Source organism: Sphingobacterium sp. UBA7038 (assembly GCF_002494055.1).
Classification (GTDB): domain Bacteria; phylum Bacteroidota; class Bacteroidia; order Sphingobacteriales; family Sphingobacteriaceae; genus Sphingobacterium; species Sphingobacterium multivorum.
Map to the genome: position 1 here is coordinate 18841 of NZ_DLAV01000030.1, position 21964 is coordinate 40804.

Annotated in this window: 16 protein-coding genes and 1 riboswitch; of the genes, 7 read left to right on the forward strand and 9 right to left on the reverse strand. The window is 38.9% G+C overall.

What is annotated here, in order from left to right:
• Positions 1-6 precede the first annotated feature (6 nt).
• Positions 7-3408, forward strand: a complete 3402-nt coding sequence (locus B3H30_RS19340; protein WP_286834801.1) for a DUF1080 domain-containing protein — start codon at positions 7-9, stop codon at positions 3406-3408.
• Between the two features lie 150 nt (positions 3409-3558).
• Positions 3559-4809 (forward strand): ROK family transcriptional regulator, encoded by a 1251-nt coding sequence (locus tag B3H30_RS19345; protein ID WP_046674854.1) that lies wholly within the window; start codon positions 3559-3561, stop codon positions 4807-4809.
• Here the strand turns inward: B3H30_RS19345 and B3H30_RS19350 are convergent.
• From B3H30_RS19350 to B3H30_RS19385, 8 genes are all read right to left on the reverse strand, one after another.
• A complete protein-coding gene (locus tag B3H30_RS19350) occupies positions 4806-5165 on the reverse strand; it encodes a CoA-binding protein (RefSeq protein ID WP_070561561.1) in 360 nt (119 codons plus the stop codon). The genes B3H30_RS19345 and B3H30_RS19350 overlap by 4 nt on opposite strands.
• Positions 5166-5293: 128 nt before the next feature.
• Complete coding sequence (locus B3H30_RS19355; protein WP_070561562.1) at positions 5294-6484, reverse strand: serine hydrolase domain-containing protein; 1191 nt, start codon at positions 6482-6484, stop codon at positions 5294-5296.
• A gap of 382 nt (positions 6485-6866) precedes the next feature.
• Positions 6867-8498 carry a pyruvate dehydrogenase complex dihydrolipoamide acetyltransferase gene (locus tag B3H30_RS19360; RefSeq protein WP_115047021.1) on the reverse strand — a complete coding sequence of 544 codons (1632 nt, stop codon included), beginning with the start codon at positions 8496-8498 and terminating at the stop codon, positions 6867-6869.
• Between the two features lie 29 nt (positions 8499-8527).
• Positions 8528-9523, reverse strand: coding sequence for a pyruvate dehydrogenase (acetyl-transferring) E1 component subunit alpha (gene pdhA, locus B3H30_RS19365; protein ID WP_046674850.1), 996 nt, complete (start codon positions 9521-9523; stop codon positions 8528-8530).
• A gap of 243 nt (positions 9524-9766) precedes the next feature.
• Positions 9767-11149 carry a histidine--tRNA ligase gene (hisS, locus tag B3H30_RS19370; RefSeq protein ID WP_070561565.1) on the reverse strand — a complete coding sequence of 461 codons (1383 nt, stop codon included), beginning with the start codon at positions 11147-11149 and terminating at the stop codon, positions 9767-9769.
• 24 nt (positions 11150-11173) lie between these two features.
• Positions 11174-11914, reverse strand: coding sequence for a ribonuclease III (gene rnc / locus B3H30_RS19375; RefSeq protein WP_046674848.1), 741 nt, complete (start codon positions 11912-11914; stop codon positions 11174-11176).
• Between the two features lie 84 nt (positions 11915-11998).
• The gene (gene fabF / locus B3H30_RS19380; RefSeq protein WP_046674847.1) at positions 11999-13252 is read right to left on the reverse strand and encodes a beta-ketoacyl-ACP synthase II; all 1254 of its coding nucleotides are present in this window, start codon (positions 13250-13252) and stop codon (positions 11999-12001) included.
• 27 nt (positions 13253-13279) lie between these two features.
• Entirely contained in the window at positions 13280-13516 is a 237-nt protein-coding gene (locus B3H30_RS19385; RefSeq protein ID WP_028070665.1) for an acyl carrier protein, read from the reverse strand.
• Positions 13517-13803: 287 nt separating this feature from the next.
• Here B3H30_RS19385 and B3H30_RS19390 point away from each other — a divergent pair, with 287 nt between their 5' ends.
• Positions 13804-14298 carry an IPExxxVDY family protein gene (locus B3H30_RS19390; RefSeq protein WP_236560104.1) on the forward strand — a complete coding sequence of 165 codons (495 nt, stop codon included), beginning with the start codon at positions 13804-13806 and terminating at the stop codon, positions 14296-14298.
• A gap of 134 nt (positions 14299-14432) precedes the next feature.
• On the forward strand, positions 14433-15860 hold the full coding sequence (pyk, locus tag B3H30_RS19395) for a pyruvate kinase (RefSeq protein WP_286834802.1): 1428 nt from the start codon (positions 14433-14435) through the stop codon (positions 15858-15860).
• A 46-nt stretch (positions 15861-15906) separates the two neighbouring features.
• Here pyk and B3H30_RS19400 read toward each other — a convergent pair whose 3' ends face one another.
• Positions 15907-16236, reverse strand: coding sequence for a hypothetical protein (locus B3H30_RS19400; protein ID WP_070561571.1), 330 nt, complete (start codon positions 16234-16236; stop codon positions 15907-15909).
• 374 nt (positions 16237-16610) lie between these two features.
• On the opposite strand from B3H30_RS19400, the gene B3H30_RS19405 reads away from it, so the two are divergent.
• The 3 genes from B3H30_RS19405 (at position 16611) to metE (ending at position 21914) form a co-directional block, all read left to right on the forward strand.
• Positions 16611-18443 (forward strand): sensor histidine kinase, encoded by a 1833-nt coding sequence (locus B3H30_RS19405; protein ID WP_115047017.1) that lies wholly within the window; start codon positions 16611-16613, stop codon positions 18441-18443.
• A 102-nt stretch (positions 18444-18545) separates the two neighbouring features.
• Complete coding sequence (locus tag B3H30_RS19410; RefSeq protein ID WP_172840643.1) at positions 18546-19235, forward strand: response regulator transcription factor; 690 nt, start codon at positions 18546-18548, stop codon at positions 19233-19235.
• 184 nt (positions 19236-19419) lie between these two features.
• Positions 19420-19523: riboswitch (SAM riboswitch) on the forward strand.
• A gap of 78 nt (positions 19524-19601) precedes the next feature.
• Positions 19602-21914 (forward strand): 5-methyltetrahydropteroyltriglutamate--homocysteine S-methyltransferase, encoded by a 2313-nt coding sequence (gene metE / locus B3H30_RS19415; RefSeq protein ID WP_312128715.1) that lies wholly within the window; start codon positions 19602-19604, stop codon positions 21912-21914.
• The last annotated feature ends 50 nt before the right edge of the window (positions 21915-21964 follow it).

Below are 21964 nucleotides of genomic sequence, written 5' to 3' on the forward strand. Positions count from 1 at the left end.
ATCCCAATGAAAAGAATATTCAATTCGCTGACTGTATTGCTTCTTATATCTAGTGCAACTTACGCTCAGCAACCACAAAATAGAACGACTGCAACCAAAATAGCAGACGTATTGGCACAGCAGCCTGCCGAAGAAAAAGAAAAATTTTTGCTTGCCATGCATGAGTTGGAAGGTTTTTCGTCTGACGACGTTGTCACTTTCCTCAAGGGACTTAAAGCACCGGGAAGCAATAATGCTCCGATAGAATTTGCAGCAAACAGCTATTCATTCTATGTAAATCAACCAGGTAAAGAACAGCATAAAAGAGTTTTTGTTGAAGGTTTGGCAAAATCCATCTCGCAATTGAGTGAACCAACAAATCAGGTCTTTGCCCTACGCCTATTACGTCAATGTGCAGATAATACCGCTATACCCGCTGTCGCAAATTGCTTGGCAAACGATTATCTTGCCGATGCTGCAGCGAGAACTCTGGTATCTATTCGTACCCCTGAGTCGACAGCAGCATTAGAAAAAGCTTTAGCTGCGTCAACGACAGAGAAAACTGCTATTGCCTTAGTTACTGCACTCGGAGATTTAAAGGATAAAAATGCTGAAAATGCTATTTTGGGATTGACCAAAAAATATAATTCGGACGGTTTTCAACGGACAGCATTAATCGCATTAAGCAAAATAGGTGGCACAGCTTCTGAATCGCTGTTCCAGGAAAAACTAACTGCTGCAGGTTACAGCTACGACAAATTTGATGCGGTTGGTCTTGGTATCGACTATGCCCAAGCATTGATCGACAATAAGCATGATCAAGATGCAATCAAGTTTCTGAACAAATTTTTCCAAGAATCCCAAAAAGCCAAATCAATCAACGGTCAAATTGCATCGCTTAAATTATTGACAACTCTTGACCCGGCGAAACAACAAAAGAACTTATTAGCAGCAGTTAAGAGCGATAATGGTGCTTACCGTAACATTGCTTTACAATTACTCGGAAAATACGGAAAGGGCAGCGACGCAAAAAGCTTGCTTGCTTTAGCAAGCAAGGGTACGCCTGAAGTTCAAGAAAGTGTATTGAACTACTTAGCCCACAATGGTTCGGCAAGCAGTTTAAAACTAATCCAGGCGTTAGTAAATAAAACACAATCTCCAGTAACTAAATTAGCTGGATTAAGTGCACTAAATACACTATCACAGGGAAAAGAAACCAATACTTTAATCCAGGCTCTCAACACAGATCAACAGATCAACAATTCGGTAAAGGCGTTGATCCTATCATCTAAAGATGCAAATGTTGTTACCGATGTCAACAATGCGCTCGCCACGGTAGATGACGACAAAAAGATTCAATTACTGGATATTTTAAGTAAACGTTCCAACAATGCGTCATCCAAAGCTGTATTAGCAATAAAGAGTTCAAATCCTGCTGTCGAAGAAGCGATCAACAAAGCACTTCCCAATGTTGCCCAGGAGTCGGATTTAGAAGAACTATTCAATAGGCTAAACAATACGACAGATAATAAATCTGCCGTTCTATTGCAGCGTGCCATTGTCAATGTGATTCAGTCAAGCACAAATTCAAAAGGATTAACAGAAAAACTAGCAACTAATATAGCGAAATCAGCAGCGCCTAATACCGCTAAATATTTCCCTATTTTTGCTGGGCTTGGTGACGCACAGTCATTGAAAGCTGTAACTGCATACCTTAACAATAATAATACAAGTCTACGGTCAGCAGCAATTGAATCTTTGGCTGGCTGGTCTTCCTCCAACGCACTTCCAGAATTGGTATCTCTTTCCCGAACAGAAAAAGACGATAATCTGTTCAATACGGTATACCGGGGATTAATTAAATCAATTTCTTCTTCTTCGAATACGCCTGAACAGAAAACGTTGTTATTAAGAGATGCATTCAGCGTTGCCAAAACAGCAGATCAGAAAAAAGCAGCATTATCGGTGTTACAACCTACAGGAACATACCAGTCTTTAGTTTTTGCCGCCGACTTAATGAACGATGCACAACTGGGCGGAACTGCTGCCAATGTAGCAATGAACATTGCAATGGACAACAAGTTCTATGGAAAAAAGGTCAGAGAGGTTCTTGAACAGGTAATCGGTAAATTGTCGGGTAGTGAAAGTGGATACCTTAAAGAAGCCGTTGTTCGCTATCTCGCTGAAATGCCCATCAAAGAGGGTTACGTTTCGATGTTCAATGGTAAAGACCTAAGTGGCTGGAAAGGTTTGGTAGCGGATCCGATCAAACGTAGTAAGATGAACGAGAAAACTTTAGCAGCAGAACAAGCTAAAGCCGATGACATCATGCGCAAAGGCTGGACAGCATCCAATGGCGAAATTACCTTCAGTGGTAAAGGAGATAACCTGGCTACCGTAAAAAAATATGGCGATTTTGAAATGCTTGTAGATTGGAAATTGGAGAACTATGGTGGTATAGAAGGTGATGCCGGTATTTACTTGAGAGGTACTCCACAAGTACAGATTTGGGATATTGCGAATACAAGAGTCGGTGCCCAAGTTGGCTCTGGTGGATTATATAACAACCAGAAAAATGAAAGCAAACCATTGAAGGTTGCCGACAATGCTACCGGCGAATGGAATACGTTTAAAATCAAAATGGTAGACGATAAAGTCACGGTTTGGTTAAATGGACAGTTAGTAACTGATAATATTCCTCTTGAAAACTATTGGGATAGAAACCAATCCATTTTCCCTACCGAACAAATTGAGTTACAAGCGCATGGTTCAGTTGTTTATTATAGAGATCTTTTTATCAAGGAATTCCCAAGAAAGCAAATCTTTAAATTGAGCGATCAAGAGAAAAAAGAAGGTTTTGAAGTACTTTTTGATGGAACAAACCTCGACAAGTGGACAGAAAACCAAGCCTATGTCATCAATGACGAAGGTTATATCTGGGTGTATCCAAATGCAAAATTTGGTGGAAACCTCTACACAAAAGAAGAATACGCAGACTTCATTTATCGCTTCGACTTCAAATTGACCCCTGGTGCCAACAATGGTGTGGGAATAAGGGCTCCTCTAGAGGGGGACGCCGCATATGAGGCAATGGAAATCCAGGTACTTGATGATGGCGCAGATGTTTATAAAGACTTGAAGCAATACCAATATCACGGTTCGATTTATGGTGTTGTTCCTGCCAAAAAAGGTCATTTAAAACCTGTAGGTGAATGGAACTCCGAGGAAATAGTCGTGAAAGGAAATCGTATCAAAGTTACACTAAATGGCGCTGTTATTGTTGATGCGGATATCGCCGAGGCAAGCAAAAACGGAACCTTGGATGGCAAACAACATCCTGGACTTAAACGAACCTCTGGTCATATCGGGTTCCTTGGACACGGTACCGAAGTATTCTTTAAAGATATTCGAGTAAAAAAACTCAAATAGTCTTAACTTATACGTAGAAAGGGGATAAGGAATCTTATCCCCTTTTTGCTAATTAGCCTACTTGTTTGTCAAGTGAGAAAAATAACCAATGATTCCAAAACTTTTGCTAAATTAAAGCCCTGAGGATTCTATTTCAAAATATGATGTTTTATGACTAAAGCCGTAAACTTACTGATTAACAAAAAATTGGAGAGTAAACCTGAAAAGAAAAATCTGTTCAATAAAATCTCCATTATAAAATTAATAGCCGAATTAGGATCTGTATCGGTAAATGACATTGTAAAAAACCTCTATTTAAGCCTGCCTACGGTGAATAGCCTCATTGCAGAGTTGCTGGAAGATGATTTTATCCGTCAATTTGACAAAGGAGAATCTATTGGCGGACGTAAACCCAATTTATATAAGCTATGTGATGGATTGTTTCAGGTGCTTTCGATTGAGCTCCAACGTTTCTCTATCACTATGAGCATAATGGACAACAACCAGAACATTATTGCTGAAACTGTTGAGCTGGATAATGAATTATCTCGCAATGGAGAAAATCTAGCCGCTATCACACAAATCGTTGATCAATATCTTATCGATAAATCAGTTGATATCGAGAACCTAACAGGGATTATCATTGGTATGCCTGGGCTAATCAACGCTGAAGAAGGTACCAACGAGACTTTTTTACATGACGACAATCAATCCATAACAAATTATTTTGAGCGCATATATAAAAAACCAGTCTTCATTCTCAATGACGTCAAAGGCGCTGCTTATGCTGAATTGAAATTTGGATTGGCAAAAAACACAAAAAACAGTTTAATTATCCTAATGGATTGGGGGATTGGTTTAGGAATCGTGTCCAATGGCGAAGTCTATCTGGGACGTGATGGCTACTCCGGCGAAGTGGGACATATGCCCTTTATCGATAATGGCGAACTATGCTACTGTGGGAAAAGAGGTTGTTTGGAAACCGTAGCTTCCGGAATTGCTTTAGTCAACAATGCGAAACAGGAAATCCAGAAAGGAGAGCTGACTAAATTAAACGAATTGCAACCCGATGAATTACAACATTTAACACCAACGCATATTATTGAAGCTGCAAACAAAGGTGATCAATTTGCAATAAACCAGATTTCAAAACTAGGGACAAATCTAGGGAAAGCATTTGCATCCTTGATACAGCTCCTCAACCCCGAATTGATCGTATTGGGGGGGAAAATTGCAAAAGCAAATGAACTGATCACGATTCCGATACAGCAAGCCATCAATTCTTATACCATGGCAATATTGAAGGAACATTGTGACATAAAAGTGTCAAGCCTAAATCTCGACAGCAATACCGTGGGTCTGACAAATTATTTTATCACGAAGTACCTATCGGTTGAATTGCTTCATAAATCCAAAATCTAAAACTGCCCTGTACTCAACAAGACAAGAGTACAGGCTCTTTCTGTCTTAATACCGTGCTCCATAGCGAGCTGTTCCAATGCTGAATTCTCCGCACCAGGATTAAATATTATTCGTTTTGGCTTCGTCGCTAATATATAATCGTAATATTCTTTCTGATTAGGCTCACTAAGATACATTGTCACCGTATCAATATCTGTATGGATATCACCTTTCTTTTCAATAGGAACTCCGGCGGCTTCTCCTCCACTCAAGCCAATATTAACGATAGCATGCCCATGTTTATGCAACATATTTGCGGCTTTATTCGAATAACGTGAAGGATTGGTACTAGCACCTAAAATCAATGTTTTTTTCATCCCTTTTTATATCTTTTGTGTTTACCTGTTGCATGCATACTCAGGGCATGTAGATTATCTTCTTTGCCTTCTCGTTACAATAGGATAAAGAAGATAATCTAAATTCTCAAAGTAGCATCGCTCAAAAATTACTCATCGATGATAAAATCACCATGGTTGCTATAGGCATTTTTACGCAATACCGGCATTCCCATGATTTTATAAAGCTCATCCAATTTGACCAAGCTTCCATTGGTCATATTAGAAAGTAAAACAATAACAATGTTTCTTTTTAAATCTCTTACATAAATATGTCTAAAACCGTGCCACCAGCCTGTATGGTATACGATATGATCATTACCATGCTCAAAGGTACGCCAACCATAACCATAGCTAAAAATTCCTTTTTTGGCATCGGGATATCCTCGGTATGCTGAATCCAATGTTGACTGCTTTAACAATCGTCCATCTCTCAAAGCCAGATCAAAACGATAAAGGTCACGCACTGTACTATAAATTCCTTTGTCACCAAGCGGTCCATCCTGAAAATTTTGCACCACCGATCTTCGCCATACCTTATCATGCCCGATAACGTTGGTCGGAATTTTATCATACACGGCCTTAGAGAGTGCGGCTGTATTTGTCATTCCGGCAACATTGAATACGCTATCTTTCATATACGTCGCATAATCTTGCTTTGATATCTTTTCAATAATGGCCCCTAAGACCATAAAGTTCGAATTATTGTAAAAGAAACGGCCTCCTGGCGCACCATAGCGATTAGGCTTAAATTCGGTCAGCATTTTCATCACATCTTGATTTGTCATTCCTTTCTTGCGATCAGGCCAATGTTCCTCCGAAAAATAAACGTAATTAGGTAATCCCGAGCGGTGTGTCAATAACATTTTTATGGTAATACCAGGATAAGGAAAATCCGGATAGAAGTCATTGATCGTTTGATCGAGACGTAGCTTTCCTGCCTCCACTAACTTCAAAATTCCGACAGCTGTTAACGGTTTAGAAACTGAAGCGAGTTCAAATTTGTCATCTATTTTTAGACTATCCCGTTTTAAGTAATTGGCCCAGCCGAATATATTCTGATATAAGATTTTCCCATCTTTAGCAACAAGAACGTTCCCATTGAATGCAGCTTTTGAATGAAGGTTTTTCATAAAAGCATCGATTTTCTGATCTGCATTATTTGGATTATAGACGAGTCTCGTGCTATCTGCTTTTGCCTGCGCTATTGCTGCTTCCTTCTGTTTTTTCTCTTTTGAACTACAAGCCACTGTAGATACCATCAAAAGAGCGACCATTCCCTTTAAAAAAAATAATTTCACTATACTAAGTCTCCCGGATTTTTGTGTTTTATGTATTGTTTATCAATAAATACCTCCTATTTCCTTTGTTCTAAACAACATTAAATTATTGAAGCTCGTAATAGAAGGACCAGCCTACTGATAATAATGCTAAAATGAAGATTTTAGTATAAAAAAACGAATTTTTCACCACAATAATTGATATTCATCGGATATGTTACCTTTTTTATGTGCGCAGTCTCTTTCACTCTAGCAACGGACAACCTGGGCTTACTTCAAACAAATGGATAACGATGGAAAACTATAGGTAAAAAAACTTTTCCCTATCATAAGATTAACCAATTAAGGCCATAAAAAAAGCCACCTTATTACTAAAGTGGCTTTTAATTCCTCAACTAAAGGATTATGCTAATAATCTTACTGGATTTTCAACCAAAGATTTTAATGTTTGCAAAAATGCAGCTCCAGTTGCACCATCGACCACGCGGTGATCACAACCCAATGTCACTTTCATTACATTACCAGGAACTACAGCACCGTTTTTAACAACAGGAACTGCTTGAATAGCACCAACAGAAAGGATTGCTCCATCTGGTGAGTTGATAATGGATGTAAATTCGTCAATTCCAAACATACCTAAGTTGGACACTGTAAATGTAGATCCTTCCCAATCGGCAGGCTGTAATTTTTTAGCTTTCGCTTTTTGAGCGAAGTCTTTCACCTCTGCAGAGATATGCGACAATGATTTACCATCTGCAAAACGCACAACAGGGACTAATAAACCATCTTCAACAGCCATTGCAACACCAATGTTGGTATGCTCATTGAAACGGATTTTATCACCTTGCCATGAAGAGTTTACGGCAGGATGTTTTTTCAAGGCAACAGCAACAGCTTTTACAACGATATCATTGAAAGAAACTTTTACTGGAGCAACCTCATTAATCTGCGCACGAGCAGCCATTGCATTGTCCATGTCAATTGATACAGTCAAATAGAAGTGTGGAGCTGTAAACAATGACTCTGCTAGACGACGCGCAATAGTTTTACGCATTTGGTTAACTGGTTTTTCAGTATAACGCTCTTCACCAACAAATGTAGGTAAAGTGATTGCTTTTGCTTCTGTTGCAGGAGCGGCTGCAGCTTTTGTTTCCGCAGGTTGTGCAGCAACAGGAACAAATGATTCTACGTCTTTCTTCACAATACGGCCACCATCTGCGGAACCTTTGATATCACTTAAGTTGATACCTTTCTCCTGTGCAATTTTACGTGCTAAAGGAGAAGCTTTCACACGAGAATCATCGCTTGAAGTCGATGCTACCGGTGCGGCAGTTACAGCAGCAGCTGAGTCAGCTTTAGGAGCTTCAGCAGTTTCTGCCTTTGCAGGTGCAGATTTTTGATTTAACAAAGGTGTGATATCAGTTCCTGCAGGACCAACGATCGCGATGATGTCGTTAACCTTTGCCGCTTGTCCAGCTTCAAGGCCAACATATAATAAAGTACCATCAGCATAAGCTGTAACTTCCATTGTCGCTTTATCAGTTTCTACATCAGCAATAGCATCGTCAGATTTAATCGTATCACCAACTTTGAAGTTCCATTGCGCAATGACACCCTCTTTCATGGTATCACTTAACAAAGGCATTGTAATTACCGTACATCCCAATTCCTCAGGAGTTACAGTACTAGCCGAAGATTCTGGACCAGAAACTTCTTCTGCTTTTTTTTCTTCTGTTTTTTCCGGTGCTTTTTCAGCTGCAGGCGCATCACCGCTCAACAATGCTTGAAAATCTTCACCTGGCTCACCTAAAACAGCAATAACAGCATCAATAGCTACTGCTTCGCCTTCTTTAGGACCAATATATAAAAGAGTTCCTTCTTGGTAAGACTCAAAGTCCATTGTAGCTTTATCTGTTTCAATCTCAGCTACTAAATCACCAGAATTTACTTTATCACCAACTTTTTTGTGCCATTTCGCGATGACCCCTTCGGTCATTGTATCGCTCATTTTCGGCATTCTTACTACTTCAGCCATTCTTTATTATATTATCAAGTTAAAGAGTATTAATCTAAAATAAATGGATAGTCTTGTTGTACATATACATCTTTGTACAATTCATCTGCAGTTGGATAAGGAGATTCCTCTGCAAATTTTACAGACTCTTCAACGACCTTTTTCACATCAGCCTCAACCTCTGCAAACCAAGCGTCATCCGCATAGTTGTTTTCTAAAATAGCATGTTTAGTCGACAACAATGGATCACGGTCTTTATACGCTTCAAGCTCTTCTTTCGTACGATATTTAGCCGGATCAGACATTGAGTGTCCTTTGTAACGGTATGTACGAATTTCTAAGAACGTTGGACCTTCACCTGCACGAGCACGTTGAACAGCTTCGTCCATCGCATTGTGTACAGCAACAACATCCATTCCATCAACCGGAGCAGAAGGCATATCGAAACCTAAGCCCATTTTGTAAATATCCTGCATGTTCGTTGTACGTTGTACAGAAGTACCCATTGCATAACCGTTGTTTTCACATACGAAGATAACAGGGAGTTTCCACAACATCGCCATGTTCAATGTCTCATTGAATGCACCTTGACGCACAGCTCCATCACCCATATAACAGATATTTACATTATCTGTACCAAGATATTTTTCAGCAAATGCGATACCAGCACCTAAAGGAATCTGACCTCCAACAATACCATGGCCACCCATGAATTTGTGCTCTTTGGAGAAGAAGTGCATAGAACCTCCTTTACCTTTTGAACAACCAGTGATCTTTCCATATAATTCAGCCATACAAGCATTTGCAGAAACGCCTTTAGCCAAAGCGTGGGCGTGATCACGATAAGCAGTGATTAGAGAATCCTCAGGTTTGATTACTGACATCGTTCCAGCGACTACAGCCTCTTGTCCTATGTACAAGTGACAGAAACCACGAATCTTTTGCTGTCCGTAAAGTTGACCTGCTTTTTCTTCAAACTTACGCATAAGTAACATAGACTTATACCACTCCAAATATGTCTCTTTTGTTATAGGTGTTGAACTCATTTCAAAGTTTTGATTTTCTTACTATTCTAGACTACAAATCTAATAATTTTGGACGAATTTCCTTGCCCAAAAATCAATTTTATTTATACTTTAAGACACTTCTAAGACATTTGATTTAAAGTATATAGCATTTGATTACAAATAAATGAACGGCACAATCAAATAAATCAAAAACTTATGAAAATAAAAAAGCCAAAGAACTTAATAATCATTTGGCTTAATCTATTTTATGCAAACTGTTTGCTATCGAAGTTTTTGGATCAGCTCACTTTCAGTTACCTTTACCTGCTCCCCGCTTTCCATGTCCTTTAAGGACAATTGCCCCGATGCAGCCTCCTCTTCACCGACTAATAACACGTAGGGAATACCCTTCCCATCCGCATAACCCATTTGTTTTTTCAATTTTACAGGAGATGCATAGAGTTCCGAAGCGATATTTTCCTTGCGAAGCTTGTTGAGTAAGCTCAGGGTATAACTTTCCAGCTGTTTGTCAAAATTGATGATCAGGAGCTTGGTAGAATCAGCTTTCCCAGCAGGAAATAAGTTCAACTCTTCCAGCACATCATAAATGCGGTCTGCACCAAAGGAAACGCCGACACCGGTCAGTCCCTTCAAACCAAACATTCCTGTAAGATCATCGTAGCGGCCACCTCCACCGATACTTCCCATGGCAACCTCATTCGTCTTGACCTCAAAGATACAGCCCGTATAATAATTGAGACCTCGGGCCAATGTAATATCCAGATCTATAATTTGATGAAGCAACTTTTCTTCAGCACCTAATTTGGCCACATAGTCAAACACATCCTCAATCTCTGCAATACCATTTAAGCCGACAGAAGAAGTTGCTAAAATCGCTTTTAAGGAAGCAAGTTTCTCATCATTTGAGCCTTCCAATAAAATTATAGGTTTCAAAATAGCAAGATCTGCTTCTGTAAAACCCCTTTCCAACAGTTCTTTGTTGACACCTTCCAACCCGATTTTATCCAATTTATCGATCGCGACAGTCATGTCTACGATCAGCTCCGGTTTGCCGATGATTTCAGCAATACCCGAAAGAATTTTCCTGTTGTTGATTTTGATATTAAAATCTTTCAGTCCAAACCGTTCGAAGGCTTCTTGATAAATCAAAATAAACTCCGCTTCATTCAATAGACTTTCTGACCCGACAACGTCGACATCACATTGGTAAAACTCGCGGTATCTTCCGCGCTGCGGACGATCTGCACGCCATACAGGTTGCACCTGAAAGCGCTTAAACGGTAAAGTAATATCATTTTGGTGCATCACAACATAGCGCGCAAAGGGCACCGTAAGATCATATCTTAGTGCTTTCTCGGTTATATGCGGAATGAGCTTATTGGAATTTTTATCGTGAAGCAGGCTGTCGGGCGCTTTTGTCAGGTAGTCACCCGAATTAAGAATCTTAAAGATCAATTTATCACCCTCGTCGCCGTATTTACCGGTGAGGGTCGTCAAATTTTCAAATGAAGGGGTCTGTATTTCATTATAGCCATATTTTCTGAATACCGTTTTCAGTGTATCGAAAATATAGTTGCGTTTGATCATTTCGGAAGGCGAAAAATCACGCGTTCCTTTTGCCAAAGAAGGTTTTACTACTGCCATATTTGGCAAAGTTAATAAAATCCTTTATTCTACTTCCAGAATTTTAAGGAATTCACAGGCTTTTTCGGCGGCAGATTTCTCGGCAGACTTCTTATTAAAATCACGGCCAAGTCCACAAACAATACCATCCACGACCGCTTCAATACTAAACATCTTAGAAGATTCCCCTTCCGGGTTGTCTGTTTGCCGAAATACAATCTCTTTGCCAGTATGTTGACACCACTCGATCAACCGACTTTTAAAGTTTGTTTCCGTCTGTTCCAATAGGTGAATATCGACGTGCGGTTTAATAATTCGATTCAACAAAAAGCTCTTGGTAAAAACATAGCCCCTATCTAGATAAACTGCCCCAATCAATGCCTCAAAAGCATCACCCAATAAAGATCCTTGTTTATTTGGAAAACTGATCATTCGCGCATCAAACTGGATAAGCTCATTAAACCCCAACTTTCTGGAAAGCTGGTTTAGATTTGCTCTACTGACAATTTTTGAGCGCATTTCAGTCAGGAACCCTTCGTCTTTATAAGGATATTTCTTAAATAACAGTTCAGCCACAACCGAACCCAAAACAGCATCACCTAAGAATTCTAAACGTTCGTTGCTATTTTTTGCGCCCTCTTTAATTGTAACGGCGACAGACTTGTGTCTAAACGCCATCTTGTACAGATGTACATTTCCGGGAACAAATCCTAGCAGGTTTTTTAGTTTTCTAACGTATTCCCGATCTGGCGAAAAATATAATTTATATATCCTTGCAAAAGGCATCTCTTCTAAAAATAAGGCGACAAGTCCTAGTTAAAGAACCTGTCGCTAGCTCATATTATCAAACCATGTTTGAAGGATCAAACATTAAGCTTTATATTTTTTCACAATAACGGTAGCATTATGCCCACCGAAACCGAATGTGTTGCTCAAAGCGGCATTAACGATACGTTTTTGCGCTTTGTTGAATGTAAAATTCAAGTTGTTATCAATTTCCGGATCGTCTGTAAAGTGATTGATTGTCGGAGGGACAATATCATTTTGAACAGCCAATATAGAAGCGATAGTTTCAATAGCCCCTGCAGCACCCAAAAGGTGCCCTGTCATTGATTTAGTTGAACTGATATTCAATTTATAAGCGTGTTCACCAAACAGGTCAACAATAGCCTTCGTTTCACTAATATCACCGACCGGTGTAGATGTTCCATGAACATTGATATAATCAATATCTGAAAAATCCATCTCTGCATCATTTACAGCCATTGTCATAGCCAGTTTTGCGCCCAATCCTTCAGGATGCGAGGCTGTGATGTGATGTGCATCTGCACTCATTCCACCCCCTGCAATCTCTGCATAGATTTTTGCTCCACGTGCTAAGGCATGCTCCAAACTTTCTAAGATCAATGCACCCGAACCCTCTCCCGAAACAAAACCGTCTCTGTCTTTATCAAAAGGACGTGATGCTGTTTTAGGATCATCATTCCGGGTTGACAACGCATGCATAGCATTGAACCCACCAATTCCAGCTTCATTGACTGTAGCTTCTGATCCACCTGTAACAATCACATCAGCTTTGCCCATACGAATATAGTTAAAAGCATCTATCATTGCATTGGTAGCCGAGGCACAAGCCGATACGGCAGAAAAGTTAGGGCCACGTAGACCATGACGCATTGAAATATGTCCTGGAGCAATATCAACGAGCATCTTAGGAATGAAGAAAGGATTGAAACGAGGTGTTCCATCTCCCTTTGCAAAGTTTGCAACTTCTTCAGTGAAAGTTGTTAAACCTCCAATTCCTGATCCCCAAATTACTCCGATACGATTTGTATCTAATTTTTCAAAATCTAAGCCAGCATCTTTAATTGCCTCATCTGTTGACGCAATTGCATACTGGACAAAAGGATCGACTTTACGAGCTTCCTTTCGATCCATAAATTCATGCGGATCAAACCCCTTTACCTCACATGCAAACTGAGTCTTGAATTTTGACGCATCAAAATGCGTAATAGGAGCAGCTCCGCTTACACCATTTATTAACGCCTCCCAGTAAGCTGAGACGGTATTACCAATTGGTGTAAGGGCGCCTAATCCTGTTACTACTACTCTTTTAAGCTCCATTTATTACGATTAGCCTAATTAAATTAGTTAGTTAACGTTTTTTTCTAAATAAGCGATTGCTTGACCAACAGTACCAATAGTCTCTGCTTGATCATCAGGAATAGCAACGTTGAATTCTTTTTCAAACTCCATGATCAACTCAACAGTGTCAAGTGAATCAGCACCTAAATCATTAGTGAATGAAGCTTCTGGTGTTACTTCGTTTTCGTCAACACCTAATTTTTCAACGATAATTGCTTTTACTCTTGAAGCGATATCTGACATGATTTTATAGTTTAATTGTTTAATAAATCTGTGCAAAGAAAAATAAATTTCATCAAAATTCAAACCTAAATTGATATTTAGATGAAAGTCACCATGTTAGGCGACCGAACTTATTCGCGTCTTATACTAGCTAACCCACTCTATATTAACTTAGTTCAAGTATAACAAAAAATATTTTGTATTCCAAACGCTCAGCTAATTAACTCAAATTTTACACAAAAAGTATATTCCTACCTCAAAATTATTAGTACCTTCGTTAGCAGAGGGACATATATTTAAACATTAAAGTGGTCAATAAGTTAGTAGCAAGATTGGATATGGACATGAATGAAGAGTTGGATTTTACCCTACTCGCCATCACCTGTTCGTTGAAAGATTACCGACTCTGCCATTTCATCAACAAGGAGACTAACCTGAATTTTTCCAGAGGAAAAGAAAGCAAGTACGACCATGATGGTCGACAAAAAAACAAAACCGAAGAAGAGCTTGAATATCACATTGTCTTTGATCCAAAGAAAAAAATAAGCTACCACTTCACTGCTTTTCATTACCTTATCGCCGATGCCGACACCGAATATTTCTTGATCAACAATAAGAGCATCGAAGGCACTTATTTAATCCCGGAAAACCCCCACTTCGATTTTTTTATCATCATTAAAAACTACATCTGTGAGGATGACGTGGAACATATTATCAAAAGGATCAACAAATTACCCGAAGTCGTCATTGCAAAAGAAATATCACCAAAAATATTGAAATCTAAAGAAAATCTCATATTTTAGCAAACTGTAGGTTAGTGTAGCAAATACACCCCAACTTAGATCTAAATTAATTCGATTTAGTTTTGACAAAACACAACAATATAGTAGGCTATTTGTTGTGATTAATGAAGAACATTTAAAATACAAAATAACAGATGGAAAAAGTTCAAAAAAGGACTAAAATTGTCGCAACATTAGGCCCTGCCTCGGCAGACAAACAAGTTTTGACCAACATGATTGCCAAAGGGGTTGATGTGTGCCGGTTGAATTTCTCTCATGGCAGCCAGGAAGATCACCTTAAGGTAATCGAAACTATAAATGCAATAAATAATGAAACAGGATTCAATGTTGCCATCTTAGCCGATTTACAAGGTCCAAAAATTAGGATCGGAAAAATGAAAGAAGGTGGAGCTATTCTCGTGAATGGTTCAAAAGTTGAAATTACAACACAAGAACTCATCGGAGACGAAAACAGAATCTACATTACATACGAAAACTTTCCAAACGATGTTGAAGCCAACGAAATCATTTTACTTGATGACGGAAAACTTCAACTTCGTGTTTTAGAGACCAATCATAAAGATACTGTTACCTGTGATGTTGTACACGGAGGTGTCCTTACTTCACGTAAAGGCGTTAACTTACCGAACACCAAAGTATCTATCCCATCGTTGACGGAAGAAGATTTAGACAACTTGAATTTTGCCCTGGATCATGGTGCAGACTGGATCGCGATGTCTTTCGTACGTTCGGCAGAAGATATTTTTCAATGTAAAAAAATCATCGAGGCAAAAGGAAGCCATGCTCGTGTCATCGCAAAAGTTGAAAAACCGGAAGCGATTGAAAATATTGATGCCATTATCGAAGCTACAGATGCTGTTATGGTTGCTCGTGGTGACTTGGGCGTTGAGCTTCCAATGGAAGAGGTACCAGGACTTCAAAAGATCATCGTACAGAAATGTAGAGATCTTTCAAAACCGGTAATCATTGCGACACAGATGTTGGAAAGTATGATCACTACACCACGTCCTACACGTGCTGAAGTAAATGACGTAGCCAACTCCGTATTGGATGGAGCGGATGCTGTGATGTTAAGTGGCGAGACTTCAGTTGGTGAATTCCCTGAAATCGTTATCGAAACAATGAGCAAAATCATTATCCACGTGGAACAAACTTCTTATCCTTATTATAATGAGAAAGTTAGTGAAATCCACGACGGAACACTTATTCCGGACGCGATTTGCGCATCTTCGGTTTATCTTGCTCAAAAAACAAATGCATCTGCAATTGCGGTATTGACATCATCTGGTGCAACAGCGTTTGAAATTACAAGTTATAGACCAAATGTAGATATCTTAGTTTTCACAGGAACACAAAAATTGCTGAAACAACTCAGCCTACTTTGGGGCGTAAAAACTTTTATCTACGACAAGTTCGAAAGCACAGATGGATCTATTCATGATGTTAACAAATTTATTGTAAAAAATAACTACGTTAAACCTGGATCTATCATTATCAATACAGCTTCGACACCGTTAATCGAAAAAGGTAAAACAAATACAATCCGTGTTTCCCAGCTATAATGGACAATAAGGATTAAAGCAAAAAAATAGCGTTCTATCTAGAACGCTATTTTTTTTGCTTGTTTGGATACAAGGAGTCGATTTTTAATTTAAAGTCCTTCACCTTTAGCGAATCATTCAAGCGCCTAAAAGGAAGATTGTTTTCTTTCTCATCACCTTTGGGCATTTTTTCCGTTCCTGGCATTGGGGCTAGACCGTCCACACGATTTGGCTTCTTAATCGGCATATGATACTTTTCATCTGAAGAATCCAATTTAAAGACAGGCATCTTTGATTCTTTTTCCTCCATTAAAGGAATCTGCGGTTTCACCTTTACTTGTCCTAAAGCAATGGTTCCTATGGAAGACAATACCAATAATAATACGTAGCTTTTCATCTTTATATAGTTATTAAAGAGCACTCATTGTACCAATGAACGCCTCATATTCGGCTTATTCACTTCTCCAGCAGTTAGACTCAACCGCGTAGATTAAAATTTGTCCACAGCGCAATTCAGCACATAATCCATTTCTATTCACTAATTTACAAAGAACAGCATCTATATTTAAACAGATTGCTGTTAAACATTGTTAAAACAGCTACAAAACACATTAGCATCTTTATATTTGTAACAATTTAAGAAAAAATGAGCTATCGCACCTTAAATGGCCGCTCACATGGCATAAGGGATGAATACGCAAATGGTAAATAAACTGAGCGCTATAAACTTTTTGATATATTCAAAATACATTTATTTAATACCCAATACTAATGAAGAAAAATAGCATTGTATTAATCATTGGACTGATGTCTCTCGCTCTAATTGGGGTATTGGCCATGCAATTCTATTTTCTGAGAGATTCTTATCGCCAAAAGTCTCAATTATTTGATGAGTCCGTCAATGCTGCGATTACAGCTGTTGCCGGTAAGCTTGAACGACGGGAGGTAGTTGACTTCGCTAAGGTTCAACAGGAGCGTAACATTGAAAAATCCAAGCAGGAACAGGCCAAACAACGTCTTTTGGCCGAGCAACTCGAAATACAGTATAGAATTGAAGAATTAAAAAACAAACAACATGTTGTTTTCTCAAACTTTAAAGAGCAAGAAGACCAATTACGTGCATTGTATCCAAATGTAATTGAAATCAAAAATTCATTCTACGAAACATACATCAAAAGACCGGAGTACCAGAAATTTATCAAATTTTCTGTTTCAAATGAGCTTACCGACGATAATTTGGTACAGGCTTTTATCATGTTAAATGCTTCAAAGGTAGATGATCAGATCAATGGGAAGGACGATAGCACGCGGTTTGTTATCCCCCTAATGGACCCACTGGTCAATCAACAAACAAAATTCCGGGTAGCCACATTACCTCCAAGAGAGAATGCGAAACTTGCGAAAACAATTTCTGATTTGGAAAAAAGATTGGATATCCTCAACAGAAAAAACGCGTGGAGTGGCTTTAATGTATATGATTCCGTTGCCATGCTGGGCGGCAAAAAAGCAGACTACATCGAAGATATTGCTATTGGAATGGAGCTTGCTAAACGTCCATTAAAGGATCGATTGAATGTGATCATCGTTCAAGAACTTATCAAAGAGGAGTTGGCTCAACGCGACATTAAAGCTCCTTTCAATATTGAAATATGGAGCACAAACAATATATTACTAAATAATATTTTAAACGAAGCCGCTTTAAATAACCCAACAAATACAACCAAATACTCAACGGCACTTTTTAAAGGTGATATCGGTGCTGCGCCAGGAAAATTAACCATCTATTTCCCCAATAAAAAGGCGATAATTGCCGATAATATGGGCTATCTGTTGCTGCCCATGCTGGCACTGCTTTTCTTGTTGGTGGGGTGTTTTGCTTATACACTGATTATCATCTTCAGACAAAAGAAAGTTTCGGAAATGAAGACGGATTTCATCAACAACATGACGCATGAGTTTAAAACACCTGTTGCAACAATTATGATTGCCAGTGAGTCACTTAAAGATCCAGACATCAATGCCGACCACAAGCGCGTTCAGAAATTGGCTAATATCATCTACGACGAAAATGTTAGACTCGGAAATCATATTGAACGTGTGCTCGATTTGGCAAGACTAGAAAAAGAAACGCTAAAACTCGACCAGGTAGAAGTATGCATCAATGATCTTGTTTCGGCAGTAACGGACAGTATGCAGCTACGGATGCAAAATATTGGCGGGAAATTCAGTATAGATCTTGCAGCGACCAAGGATGTTGTCGTTGGTGATGAGTTACATTTTTCCAATGTATTTTACAATCTTTTGGATAATGCCATCAAGTACAGCAAAGGAGATTTACATGTCAACATCAATTCAAAAAATGTTGGCGACACCATTGTTGTCACCATAGCCGACAATGGTATTGGGATGAGCCGGGATCACCTGCAAAAGATTTTCGACCAGTTTTACCGTATTCCAACTGGGAATGTTCATAATGTCAAAGGATTTGGCCTTGGCTTAAGTTATGTACAGGACATTCTGAGAAGGCTGAACGGAAAAATTACAGTTAAAAGTGAAAAAGATAAAGGCACGACCTTTGAAGTAATTTTGCCTATTAAAAAATAAAACGTTCCTTTTTTGTATATTTCCTCTTTAAAAAATTTCAAAGGTTGAGGAAGGCTGATTTATCAGCATCAAGGGACATTGGTGAAAATTAATATATTCATTATGCAAAAGATATTATTAGCAGAAGATGATCCTAATTTGGGGGATCTTTTAAAAGACTATCTCGAATTAAAGGGAAAATTTGACGTCACATTATGCACGGATGGAGATGAAGCGATTTCTCAATTCAAAAAAAATAACTACGACCTTTGTATTTTTGATGTCATGATGCCAAAAAAGGACGGATTTACAGTTGGACGTGAAATCAGAAAAACAAACAATACTGTTCCTATTATCTTTGCCACAGCAAAGGGGATGATGGAAGATAAGACCGAAGCCTTTGAGCTAGGAGGAGATGATTATATCACCAAGCCTTTTCGAGTGGAAGAATTATTGCTCCGCATCAATGCTTTGCTGAAACGCAGTGTTCGAGACAAAGAAGAAGAAGTGGTTGCGGATAAATTTGAAATTGGCGATTATTTCTTTGATTATACAAGTCAGCAGATTTCTTACAAAGGACAGATGCAAAAACTCTCCACGAAAGAAGCTGAACTACTCCGCTTGCTTTGCTTAAAGAAAAATGATGTGCTGACCCGGGAAGAAGCGTTGTTAAAAATATGGCATGATGATAACTATTTTACGGGTAGAAGTATGGATGTATTTCTCAGTAAACTTCGTAAATATCTAAAAGAAGATAGCAAAGTTGAAATTGTCAATGTGCACGGAAAAGGTTACAAACTTTTGGTCAGCTAAAAAAAGGGGAATGAAAAATATAGTCATTCCCCTTTTTATGCTACACACGTATTCAAGCGTGACTTACTCGAATTCGTGGATGAAAATAAAAGAACAAAACAATTTCATCCTTAGTAGAATATAAAAAATTGACGCACTTTTATAAAAAATTTGCATTTCAAAAAGAAATGTTCTAACTTAGCGTCGCTTATAGAGAAAGGCAGAGGGAATAGACCCGATGAAGCCTTAGCAACCTGTCCCTTGACAAGGTGCTAAATTCTACCCTACTTGATATGGGAATGATAAGCCGAAGTCACCAAATTCTAGTGTGTCCTTCTCTCTCTAGCAAGAAATATAGTTGAAAAAGAAATATTAAAAACATTCATTATGTTATTGACTAACAATTTAGGTTACCCTCGTGTGGGCGCGTTCCGCGAATTGAAAAAAGCCAATGAGGCCTATTGGGCTAAAAAATCTTCTGTTGAGGAATTATTGGACACAGCAAAAAAAATTCGTGAAGGCAATTGGAAAACACAAAAAGATGCTGGAATAGATTTGATCCCTTCCAATGATTTCTCTTTTTACGATCAAGTATTGGATTTAACCCTCACTGTTGGTGCAATTCCTGCTCGCTACCATTCTTTATTGAATAAAGTAGACAACAATTACAGTTTAGATCTATATTTTGCCATGGCGCGCGGTTTCCAACAAGAAGGAATCGACGTGACTGCAATGGAAATGACCAAGTGGTTGGATACGAACTACCACTACATGGTACCAGAATTCACCAAAGATCAAGAATTCAAATTGACTTCCGAAAAATTCTTAAATGAATACAACGAAGCAAAATCATTGGGCATCGATACTAAACCAGTTCTATTAGGTCCTATTACATACCTTTTGATCGGTAAAGAAAAAGAAGCTGGCTTCGACCGTATCGATTTATTGGATAAACTTATTCCAGTATATGAGCAAATACTAGCTAAACTAGCTGATGCTGGTGCACAATATGTTCAGATTGACGAGCCTTTCTTAGCATTGGATTTAGATGCTAAAGTAAAAGCTTTATATCAACCTACTTTCGAAAAATTAGCTGCAGCAGCAAAAAATATCAAATTAATCGCAACGACTTACTTCGAATCTTTAAAAGACAACGAAGATATCGCAGTTAACCTACCTATCTATGCTTTACATTTGGATCTGGTACGCGGTGAAAATCAATTGGATACGGTATTGGCTAAAGTTCCTGCTTCATTAACATTATCTTTAGGTATTGTTGAAGGCCGTAACATCTGGAAAAATGATTACGAAAAATCATTGGTTAAAATCAAACAGGCTGTTGATGCATTAGGAAAAGACCGTGTATGGGTAGCTCCTTCTTCATCACTGTTGCACGTTCCTTTTGACTTAGACAATGAACACAATGAACAATCGCTACCAGCTGAAGTAAAAAACTGGTTAGCATTTGCTAAACAAAAATTAGCTGAAGTAAAAGACTTAGCCGTACTAGCGGAGGGAGAAGTTGATGCTGAAACAGCAAAACGCTTCGAAGCGAACAAAGCGGCTGCTGAAAGCCGCCGTACCTCTCCATTGATCCACAAACCAGAGGTTAAAACACGTACAAGCAATATTACTGATGACGATGCAAAACGCACTTCAGCATTTGCAGACCGTAAAGCAGCGCAACAAGCGAAATTCAACTTACCGGCGTTCCCGACCACAACTATCGGTTCATTCCCACAAACGAAAGATGTTCGTAAATGGAGAGCAGATCTGAAAAAGGGTGCTATTACGCAGGCAGAATACGATAAAGCAATCGCAGAAGAAACAGAAAACACCATCCGTCTTCAAGAGCAATTGGATATCGACGTATTAGTACACGGCGAATTCGAACGTAATGACATGGTTGAATACTTCGGTGAACAATTGGCTGGTTACGCTTTCACACAAAATGGTTGGGTACAATCTTACGGTTCACGTTGTGTAAAACCTCCGATTATCTATGGTGACGTATACCGTCCTGAAGATATGACTGTCCGTTGGTCTTCATATGCACAATCATTGACAAATCGTCCGGTTAAAGGTATGTTGACTGGTCCTGTAACAATCTTACAATGGTCTTTCGTACGTAACGATCAACCGCGCTCAACAACGACTTACCAAATTGCATTGGCGATCTTGGATGAAGTACAAGCCTTGGAAAAAGCAGGTATCAAAATCATACAAATCGATGAACCAGCTATCCGTGAAGGATTACCGTTACGTAAAGCTGATCAAAAAGATTACTTGAACTGGGCAGTACGTGCTTTCCGTGTCTCTTCATCAAATGTTGAAGACGATACACAGATTCACACACACATGTGTTATTCTGAGTTCAATAATGTGATCGAAGATATCGCTGCAATGGATGCCGATGTTATCACGATTGAGACTTCACGTTCTCAAATGAAATTATTGAATGCTTTCGCCGGTGATTTCAAATATCCAAATGATATTGGTCCAGGTGTTTATGACATTCACTCACCACGTGTTCCAAGCAAAGATGAGATGGTAGATCTATTGCGCAAAGCAAAAGCAGTAGTTCCAGCAGAACAACTTTGGGTTAATCCTGACTGTGGTTTGAAAACTCGTGCTTGGCCAGAAACCAAAGCGGCTTTAGAGTCTATGGTTGAGGCTGCGAAAATCTTAAGAGCAGAATAATTCTTAAACTATATTGATAAAGCCCTAGCTGAAATTTCAGCTAGGGCTTC

Excerpts from the sequence above, each read along its gene's own strand:
- B3H30_RS19350 (WP_070561561.1), bottom strand. The coding sequence starts at position 5,165 with ATGAAAAAAACATTGATTTTAGGTGCTAGTACCAATCCTTCACGTTAT.
- pdhA (WP_046674850.1), bottom strand. The coding sequence starts at position 9,523 with ATGAGTTCAACACCTATAACAAAAGAGACATATTTGGAGTGGTATAAG.
- B3H30_RS19400 (WP_070561571.1), bottom strand. The coding sequence starts at position 16,236 with ATGAAAAGCTACGTATTATTATTGGTATTGTCTTCCATAGGAACCATT.
- B3H30_RS19360 (WP_115047021.1), bottom strand. The coding sequence starts at position 8,498 with ATGGCTGAAGTAGTAAGAATGCCGAAAATGAGCGATACAATGACCGAA.
- rnc (WP_046674848.1), bottom strand. The coding sequence starts at position 11,914 with ATGCCTTTTGCAAGGATATATAAATTATATTTTTCGCCAGATCGGGAA.
- fabF (WP_046674847.1), bottom strand. The coding sequence starts at position 13,252 with ATGGAGCTTAAAAGAGTAGTAGTAACAGGATTAGGCGCCCTTACACCA.
- B3H30_RS19345 (WP_046674854.1), top strand. The coding sequence starts at position 3,559 with ATGACTAAAGCCGTAAACTTACTGATTAACAAAAAATTGGAGAGTAAA.
- hisS (WP_070561565.1), bottom strand. The coding sequence starts at position 11,149 with ATGGCAGTAGTAAAACCTTCTTTGGCAAAAGGAACGCGTGATTTTTCG.
- B3H30_RS19410 (WP_172840643.1), top strand. The coding sequence starts at position 18,546 with ATGCAAAAGATATTATTAGCAGAAGATGATCCTAATTTGGGGGATCTT.
- metE (WP_312128715.1), top strand. The coding sequence starts at position 19,602 with ATGTTATTGACTAACAATTTAGGTTACCCTCGTGTGGGCGCGTTCCGC.
- pyk (WP_286834802.1), top strand. The coding sequence starts at position 14,433 with ATGGAAAAAGTTCAAAAAAGGACTAAAATTGTCGCAACATTAGGCCCT.
- B3H30_RS19385 (WP_028070665.1), bottom strand. The coding sequence starts at position 13,516 with ATGTCAGATATCGCTTCAAGAGTAAAAGCAATTATCGTTGAAAAATTA.
- B3H30_RS19340 (WP_286834801.1), top strand. The coding sequence starts at position 7 with ATGAAAAGAATATTCAATTCGCTGACTGTATTGCTTCTTATATCTAGT.
- B3H30_RS19405 (WP_115047017.1), top strand. The coding sequence starts at position 16,611 with ATGAAGAAAAATAGCATTGTATTAATCATTGGACTGATGTCTCTCGCT.